Source organism: Delftia sp. 60, assembly GCF_002754395.1.
In the GTDB taxonomy this organism is placed as follows: Bacteria; Pseudomonadota; Gammaproteobacteria; order Burkholderiales; family Burkholderiaceae_C; genus Comamonas; species Comamonas acidovorans.
Genome location: NZ_PEFD01000001.1, coordinates 1,557,815 through 1,579,915 on the forward strand (window position 1 = coordinate 1,557,815; position 22,101 = coordinate 1,579,915).

Annotated in this window: 21 protein-coding genes; 13 read left to right on the plus strand and 8 right to left on the minus strand. The window is 70.1% G+C overall.

The genetic code is table 11. The annotated features are described in order from the left end of the window. Positions 1-10: 10 nt before the first annotated feature. Entirely contained in the window at positions 11-1,027 is a 1,017-nt protein-coding gene (locus CLV01_RS07070) for a Bug family tripartite tricarboxylate transporter substrate binding protein (RefSeq protein WP_099734665.1), read from the plus strand. A gap of 65 nt (positions 1,028-1,092) precedes the next feature. Further along, positions 1,093-2,121 carry a Bug family tripartite tricarboxylate transporter substrate binding protein gene (locus CLV01_RS07075; protein WP_099734664.1) on the plus strand — a complete coding sequence of 343 codons (1,029 nt, stop codon included), beginning with the start codon at positions 1,093-1,095 and terminating at the stop codon, positions 2,119-2,121. Positions 2,122-2,145: 24 nt separating this feature from the next. Here the strand turns inward: CLV01_RS07075 and CLV01_RS07080 are convergent, their stop codons facing one another. From CLV01_RS07080 to CLV01_RS07110, 7 genes are read right to left on the minus strand one after another with little or no spacing between them, the layout of a single operon-like run. Then, the gene (locus CLV01_RS07080; protein WP_099734663.1) at positions 2,146-3,135 is read right to left on the minus strand and encodes a Bug family tripartite tricarboxylate transporter substrate binding protein; all 990 of its coding nucleotides are present in this window, start codon (positions 3,133-3,135) and stop codon (positions 2,146-2,148) included. 51 nt (positions 3,136-3,186) lie between these two features. Beyond that, complete coding sequence (locus CLV01_RS07085; protein ID WP_099734662.1) at positions 3,187-4,440, minus strand: alkyl sulfatase dimerization domain-containing protein; 1,254 nt, start codon at positions 4,438-4,440, stop codon at positions 3,187-3,189. Then, positions 4,437-5,786, minus strand: coding sequence for a DUF1254 domain-containing protein (locus CLV01_RS07090; protein ID WP_099734661.1), 1,350 nt, complete (start codon positions 5,784-5,786; stop codon positions 4,437-4,439). The genes CLV01_RS07085 and CLV01_RS07090 overlap by 4 nt, the downstream gene beginning before the upstream one ends. A gap of 8 nt (positions 5,787-5,794) precedes the next feature. Further along, complete coding sequence (locus tag CLV01_RS07095) at positions 5,795-7,192, minus strand: DUF1254 domain-containing protein (protein ID WP_099734660.1); 1,398 nt, start codon at positions 7,190-7,192, stop codon at positions 5,795-5,797. 24 nt (positions 7,193-7,216) lie between these two features. Then, complete coding sequence (locus CLV01_RS07100; protein ID WP_099734659.1) at positions 7,217-8,239, minus strand: Bug family tripartite tricarboxylate transporter substrate binding protein; 1,023 nt, start codon at positions 8,237-8,239, stop codon at positions 7,217-7,219. Further along, positions 8,236-10,362, minus strand: a complete 2,127-nt coding sequence (locus CLV01_RS07105; protein ID WP_099734658.1) for an acetate--CoA ligase family protein — start codon at positions 10,360-10,362, stop codon at positions 8,236-8,238. Before CLV01_RS07105 ends, CLV01_RS07100 begins: the two co-directional genes overlap by 4 nt. A gap of 9 nt (positions 10,363-10,371) precedes the next feature. Further along, complete coding sequence (locus CLV01_RS07110; RefSeq protein WP_071954377.1) at positions 10,372-11,436, minus strand: porin; 1,065 nt, start codon at positions 11,434-11,436, stop codon at positions 10,372-10,374. Positions 11,437-11,589: 153 nt separating this feature from the next. Here CLV01_RS07110 and CLV01_RS07115 point away from each other — a divergent pair, with 153 nt between their 5' ends. Continuing rightward, entirely contained in the window at positions 11,590-12,327 is a 738-nt protein-coding gene (locus tag CLV01_RS07115) for a Crp/Fnr family transcriptional regulator (RefSeq protein WP_013804161.1), read from the plus strand. Positions 12,328-12,343: 16 nt separating this feature from the next. Here CLV01_RS07115 and CLV01_RS07120 read toward each other — a convergent pair whose 3' ends face one another. Then, positions 12,344-13,273: a LysR family transcriptional regulator gene (locus CLV01_RS07120; RefSeq protein WP_013804160.1), complete on the minus strand. Its 930-nt coding sequence runs from the start codon at positions 13,271-13,273 to the stop codon at positions 12,344-12,346. A gap of 100 nt (positions 13,274-13,373) precedes the next feature. Between CLV01_RS07120 and CLV01_RS07125 the strand changes: the two genes are divergently transcribed. The 10 genes from CLV01_RS07125 to CLV01_RS07170 all read left to right on the plus strand — a co-directional run bounded on the left by CLV01_RS07125 (position 13,374) and on the right by CLV01_RS07170 (position 22,051). Continuing rightward, complete coding sequence (locus CLV01_RS07125) at positions 13,374-14,375, plus strand: hydroxyacid dehydrogenase (RefSeq protein ID WP_099734657.1); 1,002 nt, start codon at positions 13,374-13,376, stop codon at positions 14,373-14,375. Positions 14,376-14,398: 23 nt separating this feature from the next. Continuing rightward, the gene (locus tag CLV01_RS07130; protein WP_043819965.1) at positions 14,399-15,094 is read left to right on the plus strand and encodes an RraA family protein; all 696 of its coding nucleotides are present in this window, start codon (positions 14,399-14,401) and stop codon (positions 15,092-15,094) included. Between the two features lie 61 nt (positions 15,095-15,155). Next, a complete protein-coding gene (locus tag CLV01_RS07135; RefSeq protein ID WP_013804158.1) occupies positions 15,156-16,139 on the plus strand; it encodes a Bug family tripartite tricarboxylate transporter substrate binding protein in 984 nt (327 codons plus the stop codon). Between the two features lie 2 nt (positions 16,140-16,141). Beyond that, a complete protein-coding gene (locus CLV01_RS07140; RefSeq protein ID WP_099734655.1) occupies positions 16,142-17,389 on the plus strand; it encodes an alpha-hydroxy acid oxidase in 1,248 nt (415 codons plus the stop codon). A gap of 72 nt (positions 17,390-17,461) precedes the next feature. Then, positions 17,462-18,502, plus strand: coding sequence for a dihydroorotase (gene pyrC / locus CLV01_RS07145; RefSeq protein ID WP_012203315.1), 1,041 nt, complete (start codon positions 17,462-17,464; stop codon positions 18,500-18,502). A 33-nt stretch (positions 18,503-18,535) separates the two neighbouring features. Then, positions 18,536-19,447, plus strand: a complete 912-nt coding sequence (locus tag CLV01_RS07150; protein ID WP_012203316.1) for an NYN domain-containing protein — start codon at positions 18,536-18,538, stop codon at positions 19,445-19,447. Continuing rightward, positions 19,444-20,253 carry a DUF3025 domain-containing protein gene (locus CLV01_RS07155; RefSeq protein ID WP_099734654.1) on the plus strand — a complete coding sequence of 270 codons (810 nt, stop codon included), beginning with the start codon at positions 19,444-19,446 and terminating at the stop codon, positions 20,251-20,253. The genes CLV01_RS07150 and CLV01_RS07155 overlap by 4 nt, the downstream gene beginning before the upstream one ends. An 82-nt stretch (positions 20,254-20,335) precedes the next feature. After that, complete coding sequence (gene htpX / locus CLV01_RS07160) at positions 20,336-21,214, plus strand: protease HtpX (protein WP_013804154.1); 879 nt, start codon at positions 20,336-20,338, stop codon at positions 21,212-21,214. Positions 21,215-21,368: 154 nt separating this feature from the next. Next, complete coding sequence (locus CLV01_RS07165) at positions 21,369-21,626, plus strand: type II toxin-antitoxin system Phd/YefM family antitoxin (protein WP_099734653.1); 258 nt, start codon at positions 21,369-21,371, stop codon at positions 21,624-21,626. Then, positions 21,626-22,051, plus strand: coding sequence for a type II toxin-antitoxin system VapC family toxin (locus CLV01_RS07170; RefSeq protein ID WP_097203650.1), 426 nt, complete (start codon positions 21,626-21,628; stop codon positions 22,049-22,051). The genes CLV01_RS07165 and CLV01_RS07170 overlap by 1 nt, the downstream gene beginning before the upstream one ends. Positions 22,052-22,101 lie beyond the last annotated feature (50 nt).

Consider the following 22,101-nt stretch of genomic DNA (forward strand, 5'->3'; position numbering starts at 1 on the left):
GCTGATACCCATGAAAAACCTGTCCGTGAACCCCTCCGTCCCCACCCGCCGCAAACTGCTGGGCGCAGGCCTTGGCCTGGCGGGCCTGTCCGCGCTGGCGCCGCTGGCCGCACGCGCCGATGACAAGTACCCCTCGCGCCCGATCACGCTGGTCGTGCCGTTTCCGCCCGGCGGTTCGGTGGACATCATGGGCCGCCAGTACGCCGAGCCCCTGTCGCGCATCCTGGGTGTGCCCATCGTGGTGGAGAACCGGCCCGGCGCGGGCGGCTCGGTGGCCACGCAGTACGTGTCGCGCGCCAAGCCGGACGGCTACACCCTGGTCGTGTCCTCGCAGAGCAGCCACCTGGCCAATCCGCTGACCCAGCCCAAGGTGGGCTACGACCCCATCAAGGACTTCGAGAACATTGCCATCCTGGGCCGCCAGCCCAATGCGCTGATGGTGCATTCCAGCCTGCCCGTGAAGAACTTCCAGGAGTTCATCGAGTACGTGAAAAAGCGCCCCGGCCAGGTCAACTACGGCAGCGCCGGCATCGGCAGCATGGGCCAGCTCAATGTGGAAATGCTCAAGGCCGCCACGGGCATCTTCGCCACGCACATCCCCTACCGTGGCGGCTCGCCGCTGGTCACGGCCGCCATCGGCAACGAGGTGCAGTTCATCCTCGACAACCTGGTCTTCATGCTGCCCCACGTGCAGTCGGGCAAGGTGCGCGCCCTGGTCGTGGCCTCGGAGCAGCGCCTGCCCATGCTGCCCGACGTGCCCACCATGGCCGAGGTCGGCTATCCCCAGCTCAACATGAGTTCCTGGACCGGCATTGCGGCGCCTGCGGGCACGCCCGACGCCATCGTCCAGACGCTGTACAAGGCCATCCGCCAGGCGGCCACGGCGCCGGCCATGGTGGCCAGCCTCAAGGAGCGCGGCGTGGTCGCCCCCGAGGAGATGAGCCCCGCCGCCTTCGAGAAGATGATGGCCGAGCGCCTGAAGCTCTTCGGCGAGGTGGTGCGCAAGGCCCATATCGTGGCCGAGTAAGCAGGGCGCCCCCAGGGCGCCCCGGATGGCCGGGCGCAGCCGACGTATTTCCATAAGGAGGAGACATGAGCATGACCCCTATCGCCCGCCAGGCTGCCAGCCACCCTTCCCGCCGCCGCGTGCTCGGCGCGGGGCTGGGCCTGGGTGTGCTGGCCCCGCTTGCGGCGCTGGCCGCCGAAGGCAAGGCCGCCGGCTACCCCACGCGCCAGATCAGCTTCATCGTGCCGTTTCCGGCCGGTGGCTCGGTGGACGCCATGGCGCGCCAGTACGCCGAGCCCATGGCGCGCATCCTGGGCGCGCCCATCGTGGTGGAGAACCGGCCCGGCGCGGGCGGCTCGGTGGCTGCGCTGGCCGTGGCGCGCGCCAGGCCGGACGGCTACACCCTGGTCGTGTCCTCGCAGAGCAGCCACCTGGCCAATCCGCTGACCCAGCCCAAGGTGGGCTACGACCCCATCAAGGATTTCGAGAACATCGCCATCCTGGGCCGCCTGCCCAATGTGCTGGTCGTGCCCGCGAGCCTGCCCATCCGCAGCTTCGCGGAGTTCATCGCCTATGCCAAAAAGCACCCTGGCCAGCTCAACTACGGCAGCGGCGGCACGGGCAGCATGGGCCAGCTCAACATGGAGATGTTCAAGGCCGATGCGGGCCTGGACATCACCCATGTTCCCTACCGGGGCGGCACGCTGCTGGTCACCTCGGTGCTGGCGGGCGAGGTGCAGGTGTTCTTCGACAACCTCATCTCCATGCTGCCCCACATCCAAGCGGGCAAGGTGCGCGCCCTGGCCGTGGCCTCCGAGCAGCGCGTGGCGCAGCTGCCCGATGTGCCCACGCTGGCCGAGGTCGGCTACCCGCAGCTGAACATGAGCTCCTGGACCGGCCTGGCCGCGCCGGCCGGCACGCCCGCGCCCGTGGTGCAGGCCCTCTTCAAGGCCGTGCGCCAGGCCGCGACGGCGCCGGCCATGGTGGCCAGCCTGCAGGACCGGGGCGTGACCCCGCCCGAGGAAATGAGCCCCGCGGCTTTCGAGGCCATGATGTCCGACCGCCTCAAGCGCTTTGGCGAGGTGGTGCGCAGGACGGGCATCGTGGCCGAGTGAGCCTGGCCCGCCAAGGGCCTGCCCTCAGTCCAGCTGCACGCCCACCTCGCGCACCAGCCGCCCCCAGTCCGCCAGGTCCTGACGCAGCGTGTCGGCGAATTGCGCAGGCGTGGTCCGGGGCAGATCGGTCAGGTTGAGCTCGCCCAGCTTTTTGGCCGTGGCCGGGTCCTGCAGCAACTGGTTGATGGCGGCGTTGAGCTTGTCCACGATGGGCTGCGGCGTTTTGGCGGGCGCGAAGACGCCGTACCAGGAATAGTTGTGAAACGGGTAGCCCGCCTCGGTCAGGCTGGGCAGGTCCGGCTGGCTGGGAATGCGCTTGTCGCCGCTGTGGGCGATGGCGCGCACGCGGCCCGCACGCACGAGCTCCACGGTGGAAGAGGTGTCTGCAAACGCCGCTTGCACCTGCCCGCCCAGCAGGCCCTGCACGCAGGGGCTGCTGCCCTTGTAGGGCACATGCTGCATCTGCAGGCCGGCCTGCTTGAGCAGGAATTCCATGGTCAGGTGCCCGCCCGAGCCCTGGCCCCAGGAGCAGTAGCTGAGCTGGCCGGGCCGTGCGCTTGCATAGGCCACGAACTCCTTGAGCGTGTGCATGGGCAGATCGCGCGAGACCAGCAGCAGATTGCCGGCGCGCCCTATCTGCGCAATGGGCGTGAAGTCCTTTACCGGGTCATAGGGCACCTTGCGGTAGAGGCTGGGGTTCACGGCCATGGACGCCGTGTAGGTGAACAGCAGCCGGTAGCCGTCCGGCGCACTGCGCGCGGCCTGCTCCACGCCGACCAGGCCGTTGGCGCCGGGCCGGTTGTCCACCACGAAGGGCTGCCTGAGCAGCCGGGTCAGGCCTTCGGCAAACACCCGCGCGATGGTGTCCGTGCCGCCGGCGGCGGCCGTGGGCACGATCAGCGTGACGGGGCGGGCGGGGTAGTTGCCGGCATCCTGTGCCGGCTGGGCGTGGCCTGTGCAGGCCATGGCCAGCAGCAGTGCCAGGGCCATGCCGTGCTTCTTCATCGTCTTCATGCACTTGTCTCCTTGTGTCGCCTTGAGTCGCCTTGCCTGTGCGCGGCCCCGTCAGCGCAGCCCCAGGCGCGCCTGCGTGCCTTGCTCGATCATGTCGGCCCCCACCCGGTAGAGGTTGCGCGAGACATAGCTGTCCACCTCGCGCGCACGCTCGCGCAGCCAGGCGGCCTTGAGGCTGCGGGCCTGGCCGATCTCGGGCGCGTCTCCAGCCGCCGTGGCCAGCACGTCGATCACATGCAGGGCCAGCTGCCACTGGCCCGCGTCGGCCAGCGCCTGGGCGCTGGCCACCAGGCCGGGCTTGTCGGTGATGGCATCGGCGATGGCGGCGCCTGCGGCCTCGGGCGGGGCCGGGTGTAGCGTGGTCGGGTTGCGGTCCCACCAGCCGTTTTCCGAGCGGTAGATGTCGCGCACGATGTAGCTGGGGTCGCCATAGGTGGGCTTCATCCACTCCACGCCGAACAGTGCCTGCGGATAGTCCATGGCCGCCAGCACCTGCTGCTCGTTCAGGCCCTCGTTCATCAGGCGCACGACTTCGGCGCGCAGCCAGCGCAGCGCCTGTGCGGTGTGCAGCAGCACCTGCTGCACGGCCTGCTCGCCCTCGATCACGGGACCGAACTCGCGCACGGCCTTGAGCGGGCGCAGCGCGGCCATGGCCTGCAGCGTGTCGGCCCAGCGCACGGTGTCGCGCAGCGTGCGAAAGGGCGTGCCGATGTTGGGGATGGAGTCCAGCAGCGCCGCGCCGCCGTACAGCACGCGCTGGCCGGGGCTCCACAGCGCGATGGCGTCGTCGGTCTCGGACGGCGCCCAGAACAGCTCGATGCGGCTGTCCCCGCTGCCTATCTCCAGCCGCGTGTCGAAGGTTTCGGTGGGCTCGTGCATGTCCAGCCGGTGCTCGAAAAAGCCCGCGCTGCGGTTGAACTGGATCTCGGCCATGCGGTGCTGCAGCGCCCGGGTCTCGCGGTAGCGTGCCTGGCGGCGCGGCAGGTTGCGGTGCGCGATCAGGCGCGGCACAGGTTCTCCGCGCGCGGCCGCATGCTCCAGCCAGGCGGGCACGCCCGCGTTGTAGCCGATGTGGCCGTGGCTGTAGCACAGCGCATGCACGGGCGCGTCGCTGAGCTGGCGCAGGCTGGCGATCATGTCCTGGCTGACCTTGCCGCCGGGGCCGGCGTCGATCACCACCAGGCCCGCGTCGGTCTCGGCCACGAAGGACTGGCCCTGGCCGCGCAGTATGTGCAGGCCCGGCGCCACGGTTTCGCTGCCGGTGCCCACCAGCAAGAAGGGCTTGTCGTCGTCTCTGGCGTTCATGGGGTCTCCGGGTCTGGTTCGATGGGGGGCAGGGCGTAGCGGCCGTCCAGCAGTTCGGGCTGGGGCATGTAGGCGCGCAGGCACAGGTAGAAGCCTTCGCGCGGCGCGGGCAGCCAGTTGGCGCGGTGGTCTTCGCTGGCCGGTGGCGCGTGGCTGATGTGGATAGTCAACCCGCCATCGCCATCGCCATCGCCATCAGCGTCGGGGCGCAGGCCCGGCGTGCGGTCGCCGATGGCATAGCGGTCGATGGGGTTGTCCACCAGCATGCAGTCGTGGGCGCCGTAGAGGGTCAGGGACCAGAAGGCCTGCACGGGCGGCAGCGCGCCTGGTGCAAAGCGCAGCCGGTAGCGGCGGCTGCCGTGCAGAGGCCGGCCCTGGGCGTCATGCCAGGCCAGCGGGTAGATGGCCTCGCGGCTTTCCAGCATGCCGATGTACTTGAGCGCAATTTCGGCGCGGGCCTGGAAGTCGTCGCCAAAACTGCCTTCCACCAGGGCGGGAAGTTCCCAGCCCGAGTCCAGGCGCCGGCCCGTGCTGGCCGCGCGCAGCCGGGGCAGCACGCTGTCCAGTGCGCGCTGCAGTGCGGCTTGCTGTTGTGCATCGGGTGCGCCCAGCCCGGCGCCCAGGCCCACGGCCGCAAAGCGCGCGACCCGTGCGGTGTGTTCCTCTGGTGGCGGGTTGTCGCGCAGCGCGGCATTGACCTGGGCGGCGTAGTACGCAGCGTTGGGCACGGCGTCGGGTGCGGCCTGGGGATCGCAGTCCGGGTCGAAGGCGCGGGCCTGCGAGGGCGTGCCCGCCTGCCAGTCGGCCAGCGGGCGCACCGCAAAGCCGTCCTGCAGCGCGTGCACGGCGGGCAGGTCATGCTCGCCATCGACCAGGATGCGGCCTATCACCCACAGCCAGGGCGTGGGCGCGGCAATGTGTGCGCCGGGCGCATCGAACGGTGGCGGCAGCGCCCCCTGCCAGCCGGGCGGCGTGATCAGGAAGGAGCGCGCTGCCGTGCCCGTCAGGCGTTGCCCGATGTGGGCGAAGGGGTTGGTGAAGAAGTCCAGCAGGCCCAGTACGTAGTAGCGGCCCGCCGTGTCGGGCGCATCGATCACCAGCGGCCCGGCGCCCAGGTCCAGCCAGGCGTTGGTGTAGAGCGTGTCGTTGTTGGGCGTGACCACGCGGCTGGTGCCGGCGCGCAGCAGCTGGCGCGCATGCACGAACTGGTTGCACCAGCGCAGCGGTGCGGGCGCGGCCTCGCCGGCCGCATTGCGCCGGGGCGAGGTGGCCGCGCGCATGCGGCGCATCTCGTACAGCGGGCAGGTGTGGATGACGGCCTCTTCGGCCAGGGTGCTCAGGTCCATGGCGTGTCTCATGCGGCCACGGGCTGCAGGGGCGGAACAGGCCATTGGTGCGCGCCTGCCTGCGGGTGGTACATGCGCAGGATGAGGTAGAAGCGCCCGTGCGGCGTGGGCAGCCAGTTGGCGGCGCCCTGTGCCGGACGGGCATGGCCCAGGTCGATCTGCAGGCTGCCGTCGGCCTCGCGCAGCAAGCCCGGCGTGCGGTCGCCGATGGAGTGGCGGCCGATCTCGTTGCCGTAGAGAAAGCGGTCGGCGTCGTACAGGGTGACCGACCAGAAGGCATCGGCCGGCGGCATGTCGGCGGCATTGAAGCGCAGCACATAGTGCTGGCTGCCGTCCAGCGGCTGCAGGCCTGCGTCGTGGTGGGCGGCGGCGTAGATGGCCTCGCTGGTGGCCAGCGCGCCCAGGCCCAGGTAGGCGGTGCGTGCGCGGCCCAGGTACTCGCTGCCGTAGCGGCCGGTGGACGGCGTCATGGTCCAGGGCCGGGGACGGCGGTTGCGCCCCATGGCGGCCACGGTGCGCACGCCGTCGGCAAAGCCCTCGGTCAGGCCTTCGCGCACGGGCTCCTCCAGCTGCTCCCACGCCATGTGGGCGCTGGCCACCAGGCCGGCCTGGCCGAACCAGGACAGCAGCCCCTGGTCCTCCTTGCGGCCAGGCGCCTCGGCCAGCGCATGGCAGAGGTTGGCAAAAAATCGCGGTGCAACCTCGGCCGCAGGCTCCTGGTTCTCGAAGGCGGCCGCCATGGCGTCCACGGGCGGGCCGACCCAGTTCGTGACGGCGGCCGGGCGGCCTCCTTTCGGCGTGCCCGGCGCGGGCTCCAGCCGGATGTCGGCCTGCAGTGCGCGGGCCGCAGGCCAGTCGGGCGCATCGCCCACCACGGTGCGGCCGATCAGCCAGACCAGGTTGCTGGGGCAGTGCACCAGGCGGTGGCCGGCCAGGTGTTCCGGCACCTGGCCGCCCGGACCGACCAGGACCACGGTCTCGCCTTCGGGCGCGCAGTTGCGCGGTCCCAGGTTCTCGAAATTCTCGGTATAGGCGTCGTACAGGGCCAGCACGAAATAGCGGCCCGGATGCGCGGCGCTGGAGGGCACGGTCAGCAGGCGCGGGCCGTCGGCCAGGTGGATCCAGGCCAGCGAGTACAGCAGGTCGTTGGCGGGCGTGACCACGTCGCGGTCCTCATGGGTGGAGGGCCGCTGGCTGTGGTGCAGCGTGTCGAAGTCGCCGCGCATGTCCAGGCCCAGGCCCACACTCAGACCGGTAGCACGTGCGGCGCCGGCATCGGTCTGCAGGCGGCAGGTGCGGTAGGTCTCTATCAGCGGATAGCCGTAGACAAAGGCAGCCAGGCCGATGGAGCGTGCCAGGGCGCGGCGGACTTCGGGCAGGGAGGGAGGGGTCGGGTTCATGTCCATTGTTTTCTTCAGGGGATGAGGGGTTCAGTCGAGGGTCACGCCCGTGGAGCGCGCCAGGTCCAGCGCCACGGGCAAAAAGGCGGCGTAGGCGGCGCTGGCCTCGGCCGGGCTGTTGCCCTGGGCCTCCAGGCCCAGCGCCTCGACACGCTGGCGCACCTGGGGCTCGCGCATCACGGCGGCCACCTCGCGGCCCAGGCGTTCGACGATGGCATCGGGCGTGCGCGCGGGCGCCATCAGCGAGATCGATCCCGTGATGGCATACACGGGCTCGCGGTAGCCCTGCTCGGCAAAGGTGGGCACATCGGGCAGTGCCTTGCTGCGGCGCGGTCCGGCCACGGCCAGGGCGCGCAGCTTGCCGGCGTCGATGAAGGGCTTGAGCGTGGCGGCCGAGCCCAGCGTCATCTGGATCACGCCGCTGATCAGGTCGATGGACATGGGCCCCTCGCCCTTGTAGGCCACGTGCAGCGACTGCAGGCCGTAGGCCTTGTCCATGAAGACCTGGACTTGGTGCGGCTGCGTGCCCGCCCCCCAGGAACCCATGGCGTACTTGCCCGGCGACTGGCGCACGGCCTCGACCAGGCCCTTGAAGTCCTTGGCCGGCACGGCCGGGTTGACCGCCATCACCATGGAGGGCGAGACCACGTCCGAGACCATGCGCAGCTCGGTGCGCGGGTCGTAGGGCAGCTTCTTGTAGAGCACCAGGTTGGCCGTGATGGGCCCGGGCACGGTCAGCAGCAGGGTGTGGCCGTCGGGCGCGCTCTTGGCCACATGCTCGGTGCCGATGATGCCGCCCGCGCCGCTGCGGTTGTCCACCACCACGGGCTGGCCCAGGCGCTTGGCCAGGCCCTCGGCCAGGATGCGCGCCACGGTGTCGGTGGAGCCGCCGGCCTGGTATTGCACGACGATGCGAACGGGCCGGGCGGGATAGCCGTCCTGGGCCAGCGCGGCGCTGCAGGCCAGGGCAAGGCAGGTCAGCGCGGTGGTGCGCAGCAGGGGTGTGTTCATGGTGGCCTCCTGGTGGGAGATGGAATGGGCATTGGCTTTCATGCAGCCTCCCTGCCGATGACCAGCGCATCGACGGCCACGCAGCCGCCGTCTGCGCGCGGGCGGGCGATCAGGGGGTTGATCTCGGCGCTTTCCAGCGTGGCGCCTGCGCGCTGCGCAAAGCCGGCCAGGGCGCACAGCGTGTCGGCAATGCTGTCCAGGTCCACGCGGGGGCGGCCGCGCGCGCCGTCCAGCACGGCAAAGGCCCGCAGCTCGCGCACCATGGCCAGCGCGTCGTCGCGCGTGATGGGCAGCAGGCGCAGCGAGACATCGCGCAGGATCTCGGCATGGATGCCGCCCAGCCCGAACATCAGCACCGGGCCGAACACCGGGTCGCGGTGCACGCCGGCGATGCACTCCACGCCGCCCTGCACCATGGGGGCGGCCAGCGCGCCGTCGATGTGCGCATCGGGCCGGGCCTGGCGCGCATTGGCCAGGATGCGGTCGAAGGCGGCCTGGGCGCCGGCCGCATCCGCCAGGTTCAGTGCCACGCCGCCCACGTCGGACTTGTGGGCGATGGCATCGCTGCAGACCTTGAGGGCAATGCGTCCGCCCATCTCCTGCGCGGCCTGCGCGGCCTGCGCTGCCTCGGCCGCCGTGCGCACCAGCCGGTGCGGCACCACGGGCACGCCGGCCTCGGCCAGCAGGGCCATGCTGCGCTGCTCCGACAGCGTGCCCGCCGGCAGGTGCAGTGCGCTGCCTGCATCGGCCATCGCGGGCAGAGCCTGCGGTGTTTCATGCAGGCGGGCCAGCGCGCCAATGCAGCGTATGGCCGCGCCCGGGTCGGCGAACACCAGGCAGCCCAGCGCCTCCAGCGCATCGCGGCGCTCGGGCGGGCACAGTGTGCTGACGGCCAGCAGGGTATCGGGATGGTGGGTGCGCAGCGTCTGCACCAGGCTTTGCAGCACGGGCCAGAAGGCGTCGGACAGGCCGCCTGCCGCGAAGAAGCCCAGCCAGCTGTCGAACTGCCGGTCGGCCAGCATCAGGCGGGCGCTGCGCTCCAGCAGCGTCATGTCGTTGGTGACCTGGCCCGTGATGTCCACGGGGTTGCGCGGCGCGGCAAACGGCACCCATTCGCGCAACTGGCGCTGGGCCGCATCGGACAGCGGTGCCACGTCCAGGCCGGCTGCGCTGGCGTCGTCGGCCATCATGGCGCCCACGCCGCCCGAGACCGTGAACAGCCCGATGGACCTCCCCTTGGGGGCCCGGGCGATGGAGGCACTGGCCGCCAGCGCGAAGAAGTCGGTGATGGAATGCGCGCGCAGCACGCCGTAGCGGCGGAACACCGCGTCATAGACGGCATCGTTGCCCGCCAGCGAGGCCGTGTGCGATGCGGCGGCGGCCGCGCCCAGGGCGCTGGTGCCCACCTTGCACATGACCACGGGCTTGCCGCGCTCCTGCGCCAGGGCCAGGGCCGCGCGCAGCCGGGGGCCGTCGCGGCAGCCTTCCATGTAGGCCATGATCACGTCGGTCTCGGGGTCCTGGGCCAGCCAGGCCAGGCCATCGGCTAGCTGCACATCGGCCTCGTTGCCCGTGGTGGCCCACAGCGACAGGCCCAGCCCGCGCTCGCGCGCCAGGCTGTAGGCATAGGCACCGAAGGCGCCCGACTGGCTGACCATGCCGATGCGCCCGGGCCGCACCAGCCCGCCGCCCGGCGCGGGCGAGAACGTGGCGTAGACCTGGTGGCCGGGGCGCATGAAGCCCAGGCAGTTCGGGCCTATGAGGCGTATGCCCGCCTCCTGCGCGCGCCGCGCCAGCGCCTGCTGGGCGGCCGTGCCGTCGGAGCCGGTCTCGGCATAGCCCGAGGAAAACAGCACCATGGACTGCACGCGCGCAGCGGCCGCATCCTCCAGCACGCCGGCCACCTGCGACTGCGGCACGGCGACGATGGCCAGGTCCACCGGCGCGCCGATGGCGGCCAGCCGCTCGTGCGCGGGCAGGCCCTGCACGCGGCTGGCGCGCGGGTTCACCGCATACAGCGCGCCGCCGTAGCCGAAGCGCAGCAGGTAGTCCAGCGGAATGCCGCCGATCTTGCTGGCCTGGTCCGAGGCGCCGACCACGGCGATGGAGCGCGGCGCGAACAGCGCGTCGAGCCGGGAAGTGTCGAAGCAATGGCTGTCGGTCATGGGTGTCCCTCAGAAGTTGTGGCGCACGCCCAGCGCCAGGGACCGCACGCCGTCGCCGCTGTTGGCGGCCACCGGCACGTTGGCAATGGCGGCCGAGGCATTGGCCGCGTTGCCCAGCTGCAGCCAGCGCGCGTAGAGCACGGTGCGCTTGCTCAGCGCGTAGTCGTAGCCCAGCGTCCAGGTGTTCTGGGCGCGGTCCGTGCCGCCCACCTCGCGCCGCGCCACCGAGACCAGCAGCTTGGAGCGCGCATCCACGCTCCAATCGGCGCCCAGCTGGGCCAGCTTCGCCTTGGGTGTGCCGGCACGGTCCACGCGGTTGATGACGTAGTTGCCCGTCAGGCGCAGCCCGTCCAGGGCTTCCCAACTGGCCGACAGTGCCTGGTACTGGCTGGTGGCGGGCGCGGCCACGGGTGCGGCGGCGCTGCCTTCCACGGACTTCTGGAAGCTGTAGGCCAGGAACCAGGGCTTCTGGTTCCAGCCCAGCGTGGCGCCATAGAGGCGGCCGTTGCTGCTGTTCGGCGAAGCCACTTCGCCGAAGGAATAGGCCAGGTCCGCCAGCCAGGGCTGGCCTGCCGGCGTGCGGTAGCGCACCAGGTTGTTGGCCCGCGCCGCAAACGGCCGCAGGCCGGCCTGGGCATCGGTGGCCGACACCAGGTTCAGCGAGGAAAACAGCGCGTTCATGCCCAGCGGATCGGCGCGGAACAGCGCGCCGAACATGGGCGTGTACATGCGGCCCATCTCCACGGCGCCCCAGCCGCTGTTCAGTCCCACCCAGGCCTGCCGCGTGAAGGCCAGGCCCGGGCCGGGAATGGTGCCCAGGCCCGTGTCCGGCGCCACGCCGGCCTCCAGCATGAACTGGGCGCGCAGGCCGCCACCCAGGTCCTCGCTGCCGCGAAAGCCGATGCGCGATGCCGCGCTGCCCCCATCCTCCAGCCGGCTCAGGCGCGTGGCGCCCGACCTTGCGCTGTTGATGTGGACGTCGACGATGCCGAACATCTCCACGCTGCTCTGGGCCCACGCGGACGTGCCCAGGGCCGCCATGCCGCCGGCGGCCAGCCAATGCTTGTGCTTCACGAACTTGTCTCCTTGGTAGCGCCCCGGATGCTTTGCCCGGTGGCTTGCTTGCTACTATCCCGAGCGACAGGGGATGCACTCTGTCAAGCCATTGACAAATGGCGGTACATGGGCACCGGACTAACCCGGGGCCTTCGACATCGTGAGAGAACCATGCGCTCCAAGCCTGCTCCCGTGGCCGACCCTTCGGCGCTGATCCGCCGCGCCCTGGGCCTGTGCCGCATGCTGCGCAACTGGCCGCCCGAGGTGCTGGATGAGCTGACGGCGCTGTCCCGCCTGGGCCGCTACGAGCGCCACCAGCAGGTGCGCGCCGCCGACCCCAAGCGGCGCGAGGTGCTGGTGGTGGCTTCGGGCTGCGTGGAAGTGGGCGGCGTGGACGCCACGGGCTCGCGCTTCGTGCTGTCCATGCACAGCGCGGGCGACATCGTCGGCCTGGCGCGGCTGCTGGAGCACACGCAATTCGTCTACGACTACCACGCGCACCAGCCCACCGTGCTGGTGGAGATCCCCGGCGAGTCCTTCCTGGCCCTGCTCGATGCCCATCCGCCGCTGTGGAAGGATATCTGCCTGCTGGTGCTGGCGCGCATGCACGAGCTGATCGTCGTCCAGCAGCGCCACGCCTTCAGCAACATCGACAACCGCGTGGCCGAGCTGCTGGCGCGGCTGGCCCCCACGCATGGCCAGCCCGCGCCCGACGGGCAGGGCGTGGTGCTGCGCATCTCGCAGAGCGACCTGGCCGCCATGCTGTCGGTCTCGCGCCAGACCATCAACAAGGAGCTGCGCCTGCTGGAGCAGCGCGGCCTGCTGCAGGCCGCCTATGGCCGGCTGACCATCGTCGACCTGGCGGGCCTGCTGCGCCTGGCCGATGCGGGCGCGCGGCCGGGGCCCTAGCCCCGGACCGCTGGAATCAGTCCTCGTCCAGAGGCGAGGCATCCTCGCCGAACAGGGCCTGGCCGTCGGCGCGCAGCAGCTCCAGCATGTGCCGGGCCGCGGGAGACAGATAGCCGTCGCGCCGGCAGGTCACGCCCAGGTGGCGGCGCAGCGTGGTGGCCGGCAGTCGCACTTCCCTGAGCGTGCGGCTGCGCTCCAGCCGCAGCGTGTGGCGCGAGACGAAGGTCAGCAGATCGGTCTTGGCCACCATGCGCGGCAGCAGCGGTATGGAGCCCGCCTCCACCTGCACCGTGGGCGCCGGCATGCCGCGCGAGGTGAAGGCCTGGTCCAGCCATTGCCGGCTGGGAATGTTGGCGCTGGGCAGGGCCCAGGGATGGCGCAGCAGCGCGGCCATGGTGATGCGCTGGCGCTCGAAGACGGGATGGTCCTGGCGCGCCGCGACCACCACCACATCCTCGGCGATCGGGTGGGAGACCAGCTCCGGATCGCCCTCGGCCGTGAGGCCGATCAGCAGGTCCAGCTGGCCCTCGCGCAGGCGGTCGCGCAGTTCCCAGCTGGGGCCGATCACGATGCTGATGGTGATGCGCCGCCCGTCGGCCAGGGCCTTGCTGCACAGCTCGGGCAGCAGGTGATCGGCGGCCACCGGCCCGCTGCCGATGCGCACATGGCCGGCATGGCCTTCGTTGAAGTCGCGCACCTCGCGCAGCGCCTCCTGGCTGGCATTGCGCAGCATGCGCGCGCGCGCCAGCAGCACATCGCCCAGCGGCGTGAGGCGTATGCCGCGCCCGGCACGCTCGAACAGCGCGCCGCCCACGGTCAGTTCCAGGCGCTGTATGCATTTGCTCAGCGCGGGCTGGGTGCGCCCCAGCTGTTCTGCGGCCCGGCCCAGGTGCCCGAGGTCGGCCACGATCTCGAAGAAGCGCAGGTCGCGCAGGTGCAGGTCCATCGATGAATAAAAGTGATGTTTGAATGAACATTATCGAATGGACGGAATGGGTGGCGCTCACAAGAATGCGGTGCATCGACAAAGCGAATTGCCCGTTTCCATGACCGCCACTACCCACCCGCCCACCGTTTTCGTGACCGCGCCACGCCTGGCGCCCGCCGGGCTGCAGCGCCTGCAGGCGGCGCACTGCCGCGTGCTGTACCTGCAAGACGGCGGCGGCGAGGCCGAGGTCGCCGCCGTGCTGGCACGCGAGAGCGTCGATGCCGTGATCTCGCGCACGGCCACGCTGTCGGCCGCTGCCATCGCGGCCTGTCCCACGCTCAAGGTCATCTCCAAGCACGGCGTGGGCGTGAGCAATATCGATGTGGCCGCGGCCAGCCAGCGGGGCATTCCGGTCTATGTGACGCCGGGCGCCAATGCCCAGTCCGTGGCCGAGATGACGCTGGGCCTGATGTTCGCGGCCGCCCGCCGCATCGCCTGGATGGATGCCGAGCTGCGCGCCGGCCGCTGGTCCCGCGCCCAGGACGGCCTGGAGCTGAGCGGCCGCACCCTGGGCCTGCTGGGCTTTGGCCAGGTGGGCCAGCGCGTGGCGCGCGTGGCGCTGGCGCTGGGCATGCAGGTGGTGGCCTTCGATCCAGCGTTCGATCCGGCCTGCGCCCCAGGGTCCGGCGCCGTGGCGGGCGTGCGCATGCTGGGCTCGGTGGACGAGCTGCTGCCCCTGTCCGATGTGCTCAGCCTGCACGTGCCCCTGAATGCTCGCACGCGCCATCTGCTCGATGCCGGCCGCATCGCCCAGCTGCCGCGCGGCGCCCTGCTGGTCAACACCGCGCGGGGCGAGGTGGTGGACGAGGCGGCGCTGATCCACGCCCTGCGCAGCGGCCACCTGGCCGCCGCCGGCCTGGACACCATGGCCGAGGAGCCCCTGCCTGTAGGCCACGCCCTGGCCGCGCTGGACAACGTGGTGCTGACGCCCCATGTGGGCGGCTCCACGCCCGCCGCGCTGGCGGCCATGGCCGGCATGGCCGCCGTCAATGTGCTGGGCTGGCTGCAGGGCAGCCCCGCCGACCCTTCCCACTGCGTGAACCCCGAGGTTCTGCGCTGAGCTGTTTTTCCCGGAGATTTGCCATGACCACCCCATCCAGCCAATGGCCTGCGGGCTACCGCATCCATCCGCGCGCCGAAGGCCCCGAGGCCGGCGTCGTCCAGGCCTTCAAGGCCATTCCCGTGGCCGCCATCGGCGACGCCATGAGCCGCAATGTCGGCGCCATCGGCCTGCGCCAGTACCACGCGCGGCTGGAGGCCGTTCTCTGCGGCCCCGCCGTCACCGTGCGCGTGCGGCCCGGCGACAACCTCATGATCCACAAGGCGCTGATGATGGTGCAGCCCGGCGATGTGCTGGTCATCGACGGCGGCGGCGATGTCTCGCAGGCCCTGGTCGGCGGCCTGATGCGCACCACCTGCCTGGCGCGCGGCCTGGGCGGCCTGGTCATCGACGGTGCCATCCGCGACCTGTGCGAATGGGCGCAGGACGGCATGCCCATCTTTGCGCGCGGCCACACGCACCGCGGGCCCAGCAAGGACGGCCCGGGCGAGATCAATGTGCCCGTGGCCTGCGCCGGCCTGGCCGTGCTGCCCGGCGATCTGATCGTGGGCGATGCCGACGGCGTGATCGCCGTGCCCGCGGCCGAGGCCGCCGAGGTGCTGCGCCGCAGCCAGGCCCACCTGGCCCGCGAGGCCGTCATCCGCGAGACCAACCGCAGCGGCACGGCCGACCCCGAGCGCTTCGACGCCGTGCTGCGCGCCAAGGGCCTGCCGGTCTAGCGTCCCCTGCGCAGGCTGCGCCCGACTTTTTCCCGCCATAACGATTCCAAGGAGACAAACAATGACAATGCGCAGACGGCATCTTCTGGGCGGCGCTGCCGCCGCCCTGGCCACGGCCTTCCCTGCACTGGCGCTGGCCCAGGGCGAATGGCCGCAGCGGCCCGTGCGCCTGGTCGTGCCGTTTCCGCCCGGCGGCGGCACGGATGCCACCTCGCGCCTGGTGGCCGACCGGCTCAACCTCGCCATGGGCTGGACCATGGTCATAGACAACAAGCCCGGCGCGGGCGGCAACATCGGCCTGGATGCCGTGGCCAAGGCCGCGCCGGACGGCTACACCATCGGCATGGGGCAGGCCGCCAACCTGGCCATCAATCCCAGCCTCTACGCCAAGATGCCCTTCGATGCGCTCAAGGACTTCACGCCCATCGCCAGCGTGGCCCTGCAGCCCGTGGTGCTGACCGTGCGGCGCGACTCGCCCTTCAAGAACCTGCAGGACTTCATCAAGGCGGCCAAGGCCAGGCCCGGCACCTACGGCATCGCCCAGGCCGGCAATGGCACGGTAGGCCACCTGGCCGGGGAAATGCTGGCACGCCGCGCGGGCATCGAGGTGCTGCAGGTGCCCTACAAGGGCGCCAATACCGCCCTCACCGACCTGATGGGCGGGCAGGTGGACCTGTACTTCGGCAACACGGTCTCGGTGATGTCGCAGCTGGCCACGGGCAAGATCCGTGCGCTGGCCGTCACCTCGGCCCAGCGCGTGCCGTCCCTGCCCGACGTGCCCACGGTGGCCGAGCAGGGCTATCCGGGCTTCGAGGCCTCCACCTGGCTGGGCCTGGTGGGGCCGGCCAACCTGCCCGCCCCCATCGCCGAGCGCATTGCCGACGCGACCATGAAGCTGCTGGCCACCAAGGAGGTCAAAGAGAAGCTGGCCCAGGAAGGCAGCATGGCCACGCCTGCCAATGGCGCGCAGTTCGGCGAGTGGATTCGCAGCGAGCACGCCAAATGGGGCAAGCTGATCCGCGAGGGCAAGTTCCAGATCAACTGACCATGGCAGCCCCAATCGAGGTCGACCGGCTCGACACCCCCAGTTCCTCCGCACCCCCACCCGCACTCTTGGGCGCGGGCCAGGCCTCCGCCACGCCGCGCAGGCTCAGGCGCATCCTGTCGCTCGATGATTTCGAGCGGGCGGCGCGCCACCACCTGCCTGCGCCGATCTTCGCCTACGTCAGCGGCGGCTGCGAGACCGACAAATCCCTGCGCGCCAACCGCGAGGCCTTCGATGCCCACCGCTGGGTGACGCGCGTGCTCACCGACACTTCGCGGCGCACGCTGGCCACGCCGCTGCTGGGCCAGACCTGGGCTGCGCCCTTCGGCATCGCGCCCATGGGCATCAGCGCGCTGTCGGCCTACCGGGGCGACCTGGTGCAGACGCGCGCGGCGGCGGCGGCCCGCATCCCGGCCATCCTGAGCGGCACCTCGCTGATCCGCATGGAGGAGGTGGTCCAGGCCAATCCCCAGGCCTGGTTCCAGGCCTATGTGCCCGGCGAGACCGAACGCATCGTGCAGTTGCTGGGGCGGGCGGAGGCCGCAGGCTTCGCCACCCTGGTCGTCACCGTGGACACGCCCGTGTCGGGCAACCGCGAGAACAACATCCGCGCGGGCTTCTCGACGCCGCTGCGGCCCGGCCTGCGCCTGGCCTGGGAGGGCATCACCCATCCGCGCTGGCTGCTGGGCACGGCGCTGCGCACCCTGGTGCGGCACGGCATGCCGCACTTCGAGAACTCGCAGGCCACGCGCGGCGCGCCCATTCTCTCGTCCACCGTCACGCGCGACTTCGGCGCACGCGACCACCTGAGCTGGGAACACCTGGCCCTGATACGCCGGCGCTGGAAGGGCCGCCTCGTGGTCAAGGGCATCCTCAGTCCGCAGGACGCGCTGGCCGCGCGCGATGCCGGGGCCGACGCCATCATCCTGTCCAACCACGGCGGCCGCCAGCTCGATGGCGCGGTCGCGCCCCTGCACATGCTGCCCCTGGTGGTGGGTGCGCTGGGGCCGGACTACCCGGTGATGATCGACAGCGGCTTTCGCAGGGGCAACGACGTGCTGGTGGCGCTGGCCCTGGGCGCACACTTCGTCTTCGTGGGCCGGCCCTTCAACTATGCGGGCGCCGTGGGCGGCGAGGCCGGCGTGCTGCACGCCATCGCCATCCTGGCGGCCGAGATGCGGCGCAACATGGCCCTGATCGGCGTGCAAGGCCTGCAGGAGCTGGGACCGCAGCACCTGCGACCGCGTTAGCCACGCGCCAGTCCCGAGGGTGGCGTGCCCCGCAATTGGTCCACGGTTTCGCGGCGATGGGAAAATGGCGGAATGACCGCCTCCACCAACACCCTCACGATCACCCGTCCCGATGACTGGCACCTGCACGTGCGCGATGGCGAAGCCATGCGCAGCGTGGTGCCGCATACGGCCGCGCAGTTTGCGCGCGCCATCATCATGCCCAACCTCAAGCCGCCGGTGACCACCGCCGAGCAGGCGCTGGAGTACAAGCAGCGCATCCTCTCGGCCGTGCCCGAGGGCATGGCCTTCGAGCCGCTGATGACGCTGTACCTCACCGACAACCTGCCGCCCGAGGAAATCGTGCGCGCCAAGGCGGCCGGCGTCGTGGCATGCAAGCTCTACCCGGCAGGCGCCACCACCAACAGCGACCACGGCGTCACCGACCTGCGCAAGATCTACCCCACTTTGGAAGCCATGCAGCGCGAAGGCCTGCTGCTGCTGGTGCACGGCGAAGTCACCAGCAGCGACATCGACCTGTTCGACCGCGAGGCCGCCTTCATCGACCAGCACCTGATCCCGCTGCGCCGCGACTTCCCCGAACTCAAGATCGTCTTCGAACACATCACCACGCGCGAAGCCGCCCAGTACGTGACCGAGGCCGACCGCTTCGTGGGCGCCACCATCACGCCCCAGCATCTGCTGTTCAACCGCAACGCCATCTTCACGGGCGGCATCCGTCCCCACTACTACTGCCTGCCCGTGCTCAAGCGCGAGACGCACCGCCTGGCCCTGGTGGAGGCAGCCACCAGCGGCCTGCCCAAGTTCTTCCTGGGCACCGACAGCGCGCCGCACGCGGCCCATCTCAAGGAACACGCCACCGGCTGCGCCGGCTGCTACAGCGCCCATGCCGCCATCGAGATGTATGCCGAGGCCTTCGACAATGCCGGCGCGCTGGACAAGCTCGAAGCCTTCGCCAGCTTCAACGGCCCGGACTTCTACAGCCTGCCGCGCAACACCGGCAAGATCACCCTGGTGCGCGAAAGCTGGACGCCGCCGGACAGCTTCGCCTTCGGCGAGGCGCAACTGAAGCCGCTGCGCTCCGGCGAAGCCCTGCCCTGGAAGCTGGTTTAAGCTGGCGGGACTGCCACCCGCCAGAGGATTGCCATGCCTGAGCCGCAACCGCGCATCGCCCTGCTGATCGACGCCGACAACGCGCCGGCCGAGATGATCGACGAGATCCTGACCGAGCTGTCGACCTTCGGCGTCATCGACATCCGCCGCGCCTACGGCAACTGGACCAAGCATTCGCTCAGCGGCTGGCAGCGCAAGCTGCTCGATTTCGCACTGCGGCCCATGCAGCAGTTCGACTACTCCAAGCACAAGAACGCCACCGACATGGCGATGACCGTGGACGCCATGGAGCTGCTCTACACCGAGCGGCCCGACGCCTTCGGCATCGTCTCCTCCGACGCCGACTTCACCCCGCTGGTGATGCACCTGCGCTCCAAGGGTGCGGCCGTCTACGGCTTCGGCATGGCGCAGACGCCCCAGCCCTTCGTCAATGCCTGCTCGCGCTTCCTGTACCTGGAGGCGCTGGGCGAGGCGGCGCCCGCCAACGGCAATGGCCAGGACGCCGCGCATGAGGCGGGCCAGGCGGCGGTGCCGCCCGTGGCTGCAGCCGCAGTGGCTACCGCTCCCCAGCCGCCGAACGGCGCTGGAAAGGAGCGTGCGCCGGCCCAGGCCGAGAACGAACCCTCGGCAGAACCCCAAGCCCAGCCCCAGCGTCCCTGCCTGCGCGTTCCCAGCCAGGAACTGCGCCAGGACAAGCGGCTGCTGGCCATGCTGCGCAGCGCCGTCAACGCCACGCAGGACGAAAGCGGCTGGGCCCATGTGGGCGCCGTGGGTGCGCAGATCGGCAACAAGGCCTCGTTCGATGCGCGCAACTACGGCTACGCCACGCTCACCAAGCTGCTGGCGGCCACGCAGGCGTTCGAGATGCGCGACGAGGGCACCTCGCGCGTGGCCGTGCGCGACAAGCGCCTGGCCAAGGCCCAGTCCAGGCCGTCCGGCAATTGACGTTTCCCATCGACTGGAATGCGCCCTGGCTGCAGGGGCTGCAAACGCAGGGCAGGGCGGCCTGCCTGCAGGTGGCGCAGGGCCGGCCGGTCTGGCAGGCCCTGCAGTCACTGGCCGACGCACAGTCGCTGCCCTGGCGCTTTGTGCCCCAGCACGATCTGCCCGATGGCAAGGCCTACGAGCAGTTCATCTTCGAGACGCGCTGCATCCCCACGCGCGACAACCTGCATGACTTCTTCAACGGACTGATCTGGCTGCGCTGGCCCGCGCTCAAGCAGCGCTGCAATGCCCTGCAGGCCCGCGCCATTGCCCAGGCGGGCGTGGGTTCGCAGCGCGGGCCGCTGCGCGATGCCGTCACCGTGCTGGACGAGAACGGCGCCCTGCTGCTGGCGCCGGCCGCGCTGTGCGATGCGCTGCGCCACCGGCGCTGGCACCAGCTCTTCGTGGAGCAGCGCGCGCTGTGGCGCCAGGCCAGGCTGCTGCCCATAGGCCATGCGCTGCTGGAAAAGCTGGTGCAGCCGCGCAAGCCCATCACGGCCCATGTGCTGTGCGTGCACACGGATGGTGCAGGCGCCACGGCAGGCCCCGCCACGGCGGACATCGACGCCTGGCTGGCCGGCAGCATCTGGCTGGAGGCCGACACGCTGGCGTGCAAGCCTTTTGCACCCTTGCCCGTGCTGGGCGTGCCCGGCTGGTGCCACGAGAACGAGAACTTTTCCTTCTATGATGACTCTCTCGTGTTCCGGGCGCCCCGTTCCGCACAAGCATCACAACAAGGAATGACAACGGCGCAGGACCCGGCTTGAAAACAGCCGGTGGGGCCCTCACTTTTCAACGCTGCAGGGCCCAGATCCTTCCCCCTTTCCCCACTTTGTGGAGAACCCACTGATGAAACGCATCGCACTTTTTCTTTTGACCAACGTCGCCGTCGTGGTGGTGCTGGGCATCGTCGCCAGCCTGCTGGGCGTCAACCGCTTCCTGACTTCCAATGGCCTGAACCTCGGGGCCCTGCTGGGCTTCGCCTTCATCATGGGCTTTGGCGGCGCCATCATCTCGCTGCTGATCTCCAAGCCCCTGGCCAAGTGGAGCTCGGGCGTGCACGTGATCAACGAGCCGCGCAACGCCGATGAGGCCTGGATCGTCAACACCGTGCGCGGCTTCGCCGACCGTGCCGGCATCGGCATGCCCGAAGTCGGCATCTACGAGGGCGAGCCCAATGCCTTCGCCACCGGCGCCTTCAAGAACTCGGCCCTGGTGGCCGTGTCCACGGGCCTGCTGGAAGGCATGACGCGCGAAGAGGTGGAGGCCGTGATCGGCCACGAGGTCGCCCACATCGCCAATGGCGACATGGTGACCATGACCCTGATCCAGGGCGTGATGAACACCTTCGTGGTCTTCCTGTCGCGCGTCATCGGCTATGCCGTGGACAGCTTCCTGCGCAAGAACGACGAAAGCAGCTCGGGCCCCGGCATCGGCTACTACGTGACCACCATCGTGCTGGACATCGTGCTGGGCTTCCTGGCCGCCATCATCGTGGCCTGGTTCTCGCGCCAGCGCGAATTCCGCGCCGACGCGGGCGCCGCCCAGCTCATGGGCCGCAAGCAGCCCATGATGAATGCCCTGGCCCGCCTGGGCGGCATGCACCCCGGCGAGCTGCCCAAGAGCGTGGCCGCGATGGGCATTGCCGGCGGCATCGGCAAGCTGTTCTCGACCCACCCGCCGATCGAAGAGCGCATTGCCGCGCTGCAGAACGCGCAGAACCTCTGATTCAGGATCAGGTTCGACACGCTGGAGCCTGTCCAGTGGGAGCCCGGTCATCGACGGGGCTCCGCTTCCCGAAGCCCCATCAGAAATGCTTGTCCGGTGCTGCATTTATGCGAATGTAGTAACGTACAAGCATTTTCTTTGACGGAGGTGCGTCATGCAGATTTCGACCTTCAGCAGCCGTGAATTCAACCAGCATGTTTCCGCTGCCAAGAAAGCGGCCAGCGGTGATGACGTGGTCTACATCCTGGACCGGGGGCAACCTGCCCACGTGCTGATGAGCATTGAGAAATTCCGTGAACTGTCGGGGCAGACACGGAGCATTCTTCAATTGCTGGACATGCCCGAGGCCGCCGATATCGATTTCGACATTGAGCGCACGAAGGATTTGCCGCGCGCCGTGGACCTGTCCTGATGTATCTGGTGGACTCCAACATCGTTTCCGAACTGCGCAAGGCATCGTCGGGCCGCGCGAACGATGGCGTTGTGGCCTGGGCGCAATCGGTCGCGGCCGACTCCCTTTTCATCAGCGCGATCACGCTGATGGAGCTGGAGAAAGGCGTGCAGTTGAAAGCCCGGCAAGACCCGGTTGCCGGGCAGGTGCTGCGCCGCTGGCTGGTGGAACGCGTGTTCACGGCCTTTCAGGGGCGTGTGCTGCCAGTGGATGCGATGGTTGCCATGGAAAACGCGGCCTACCACGTGCCTGCGCCGCGGCCGCTGGCCGACAGCCTGATTGCGGCCACGGCGAAGGTGCATGGCTTGTGCGTGGTCACTCGCAACATCAAGGATTTCGAGCCGTTCCATGTTCATGGAGTGCGCGTCTTGAACCCTTGGATGTAGGGCCCGTCTCAACCTCACGTACAGCCAGACTTGATCTTTACCCAGGCTTC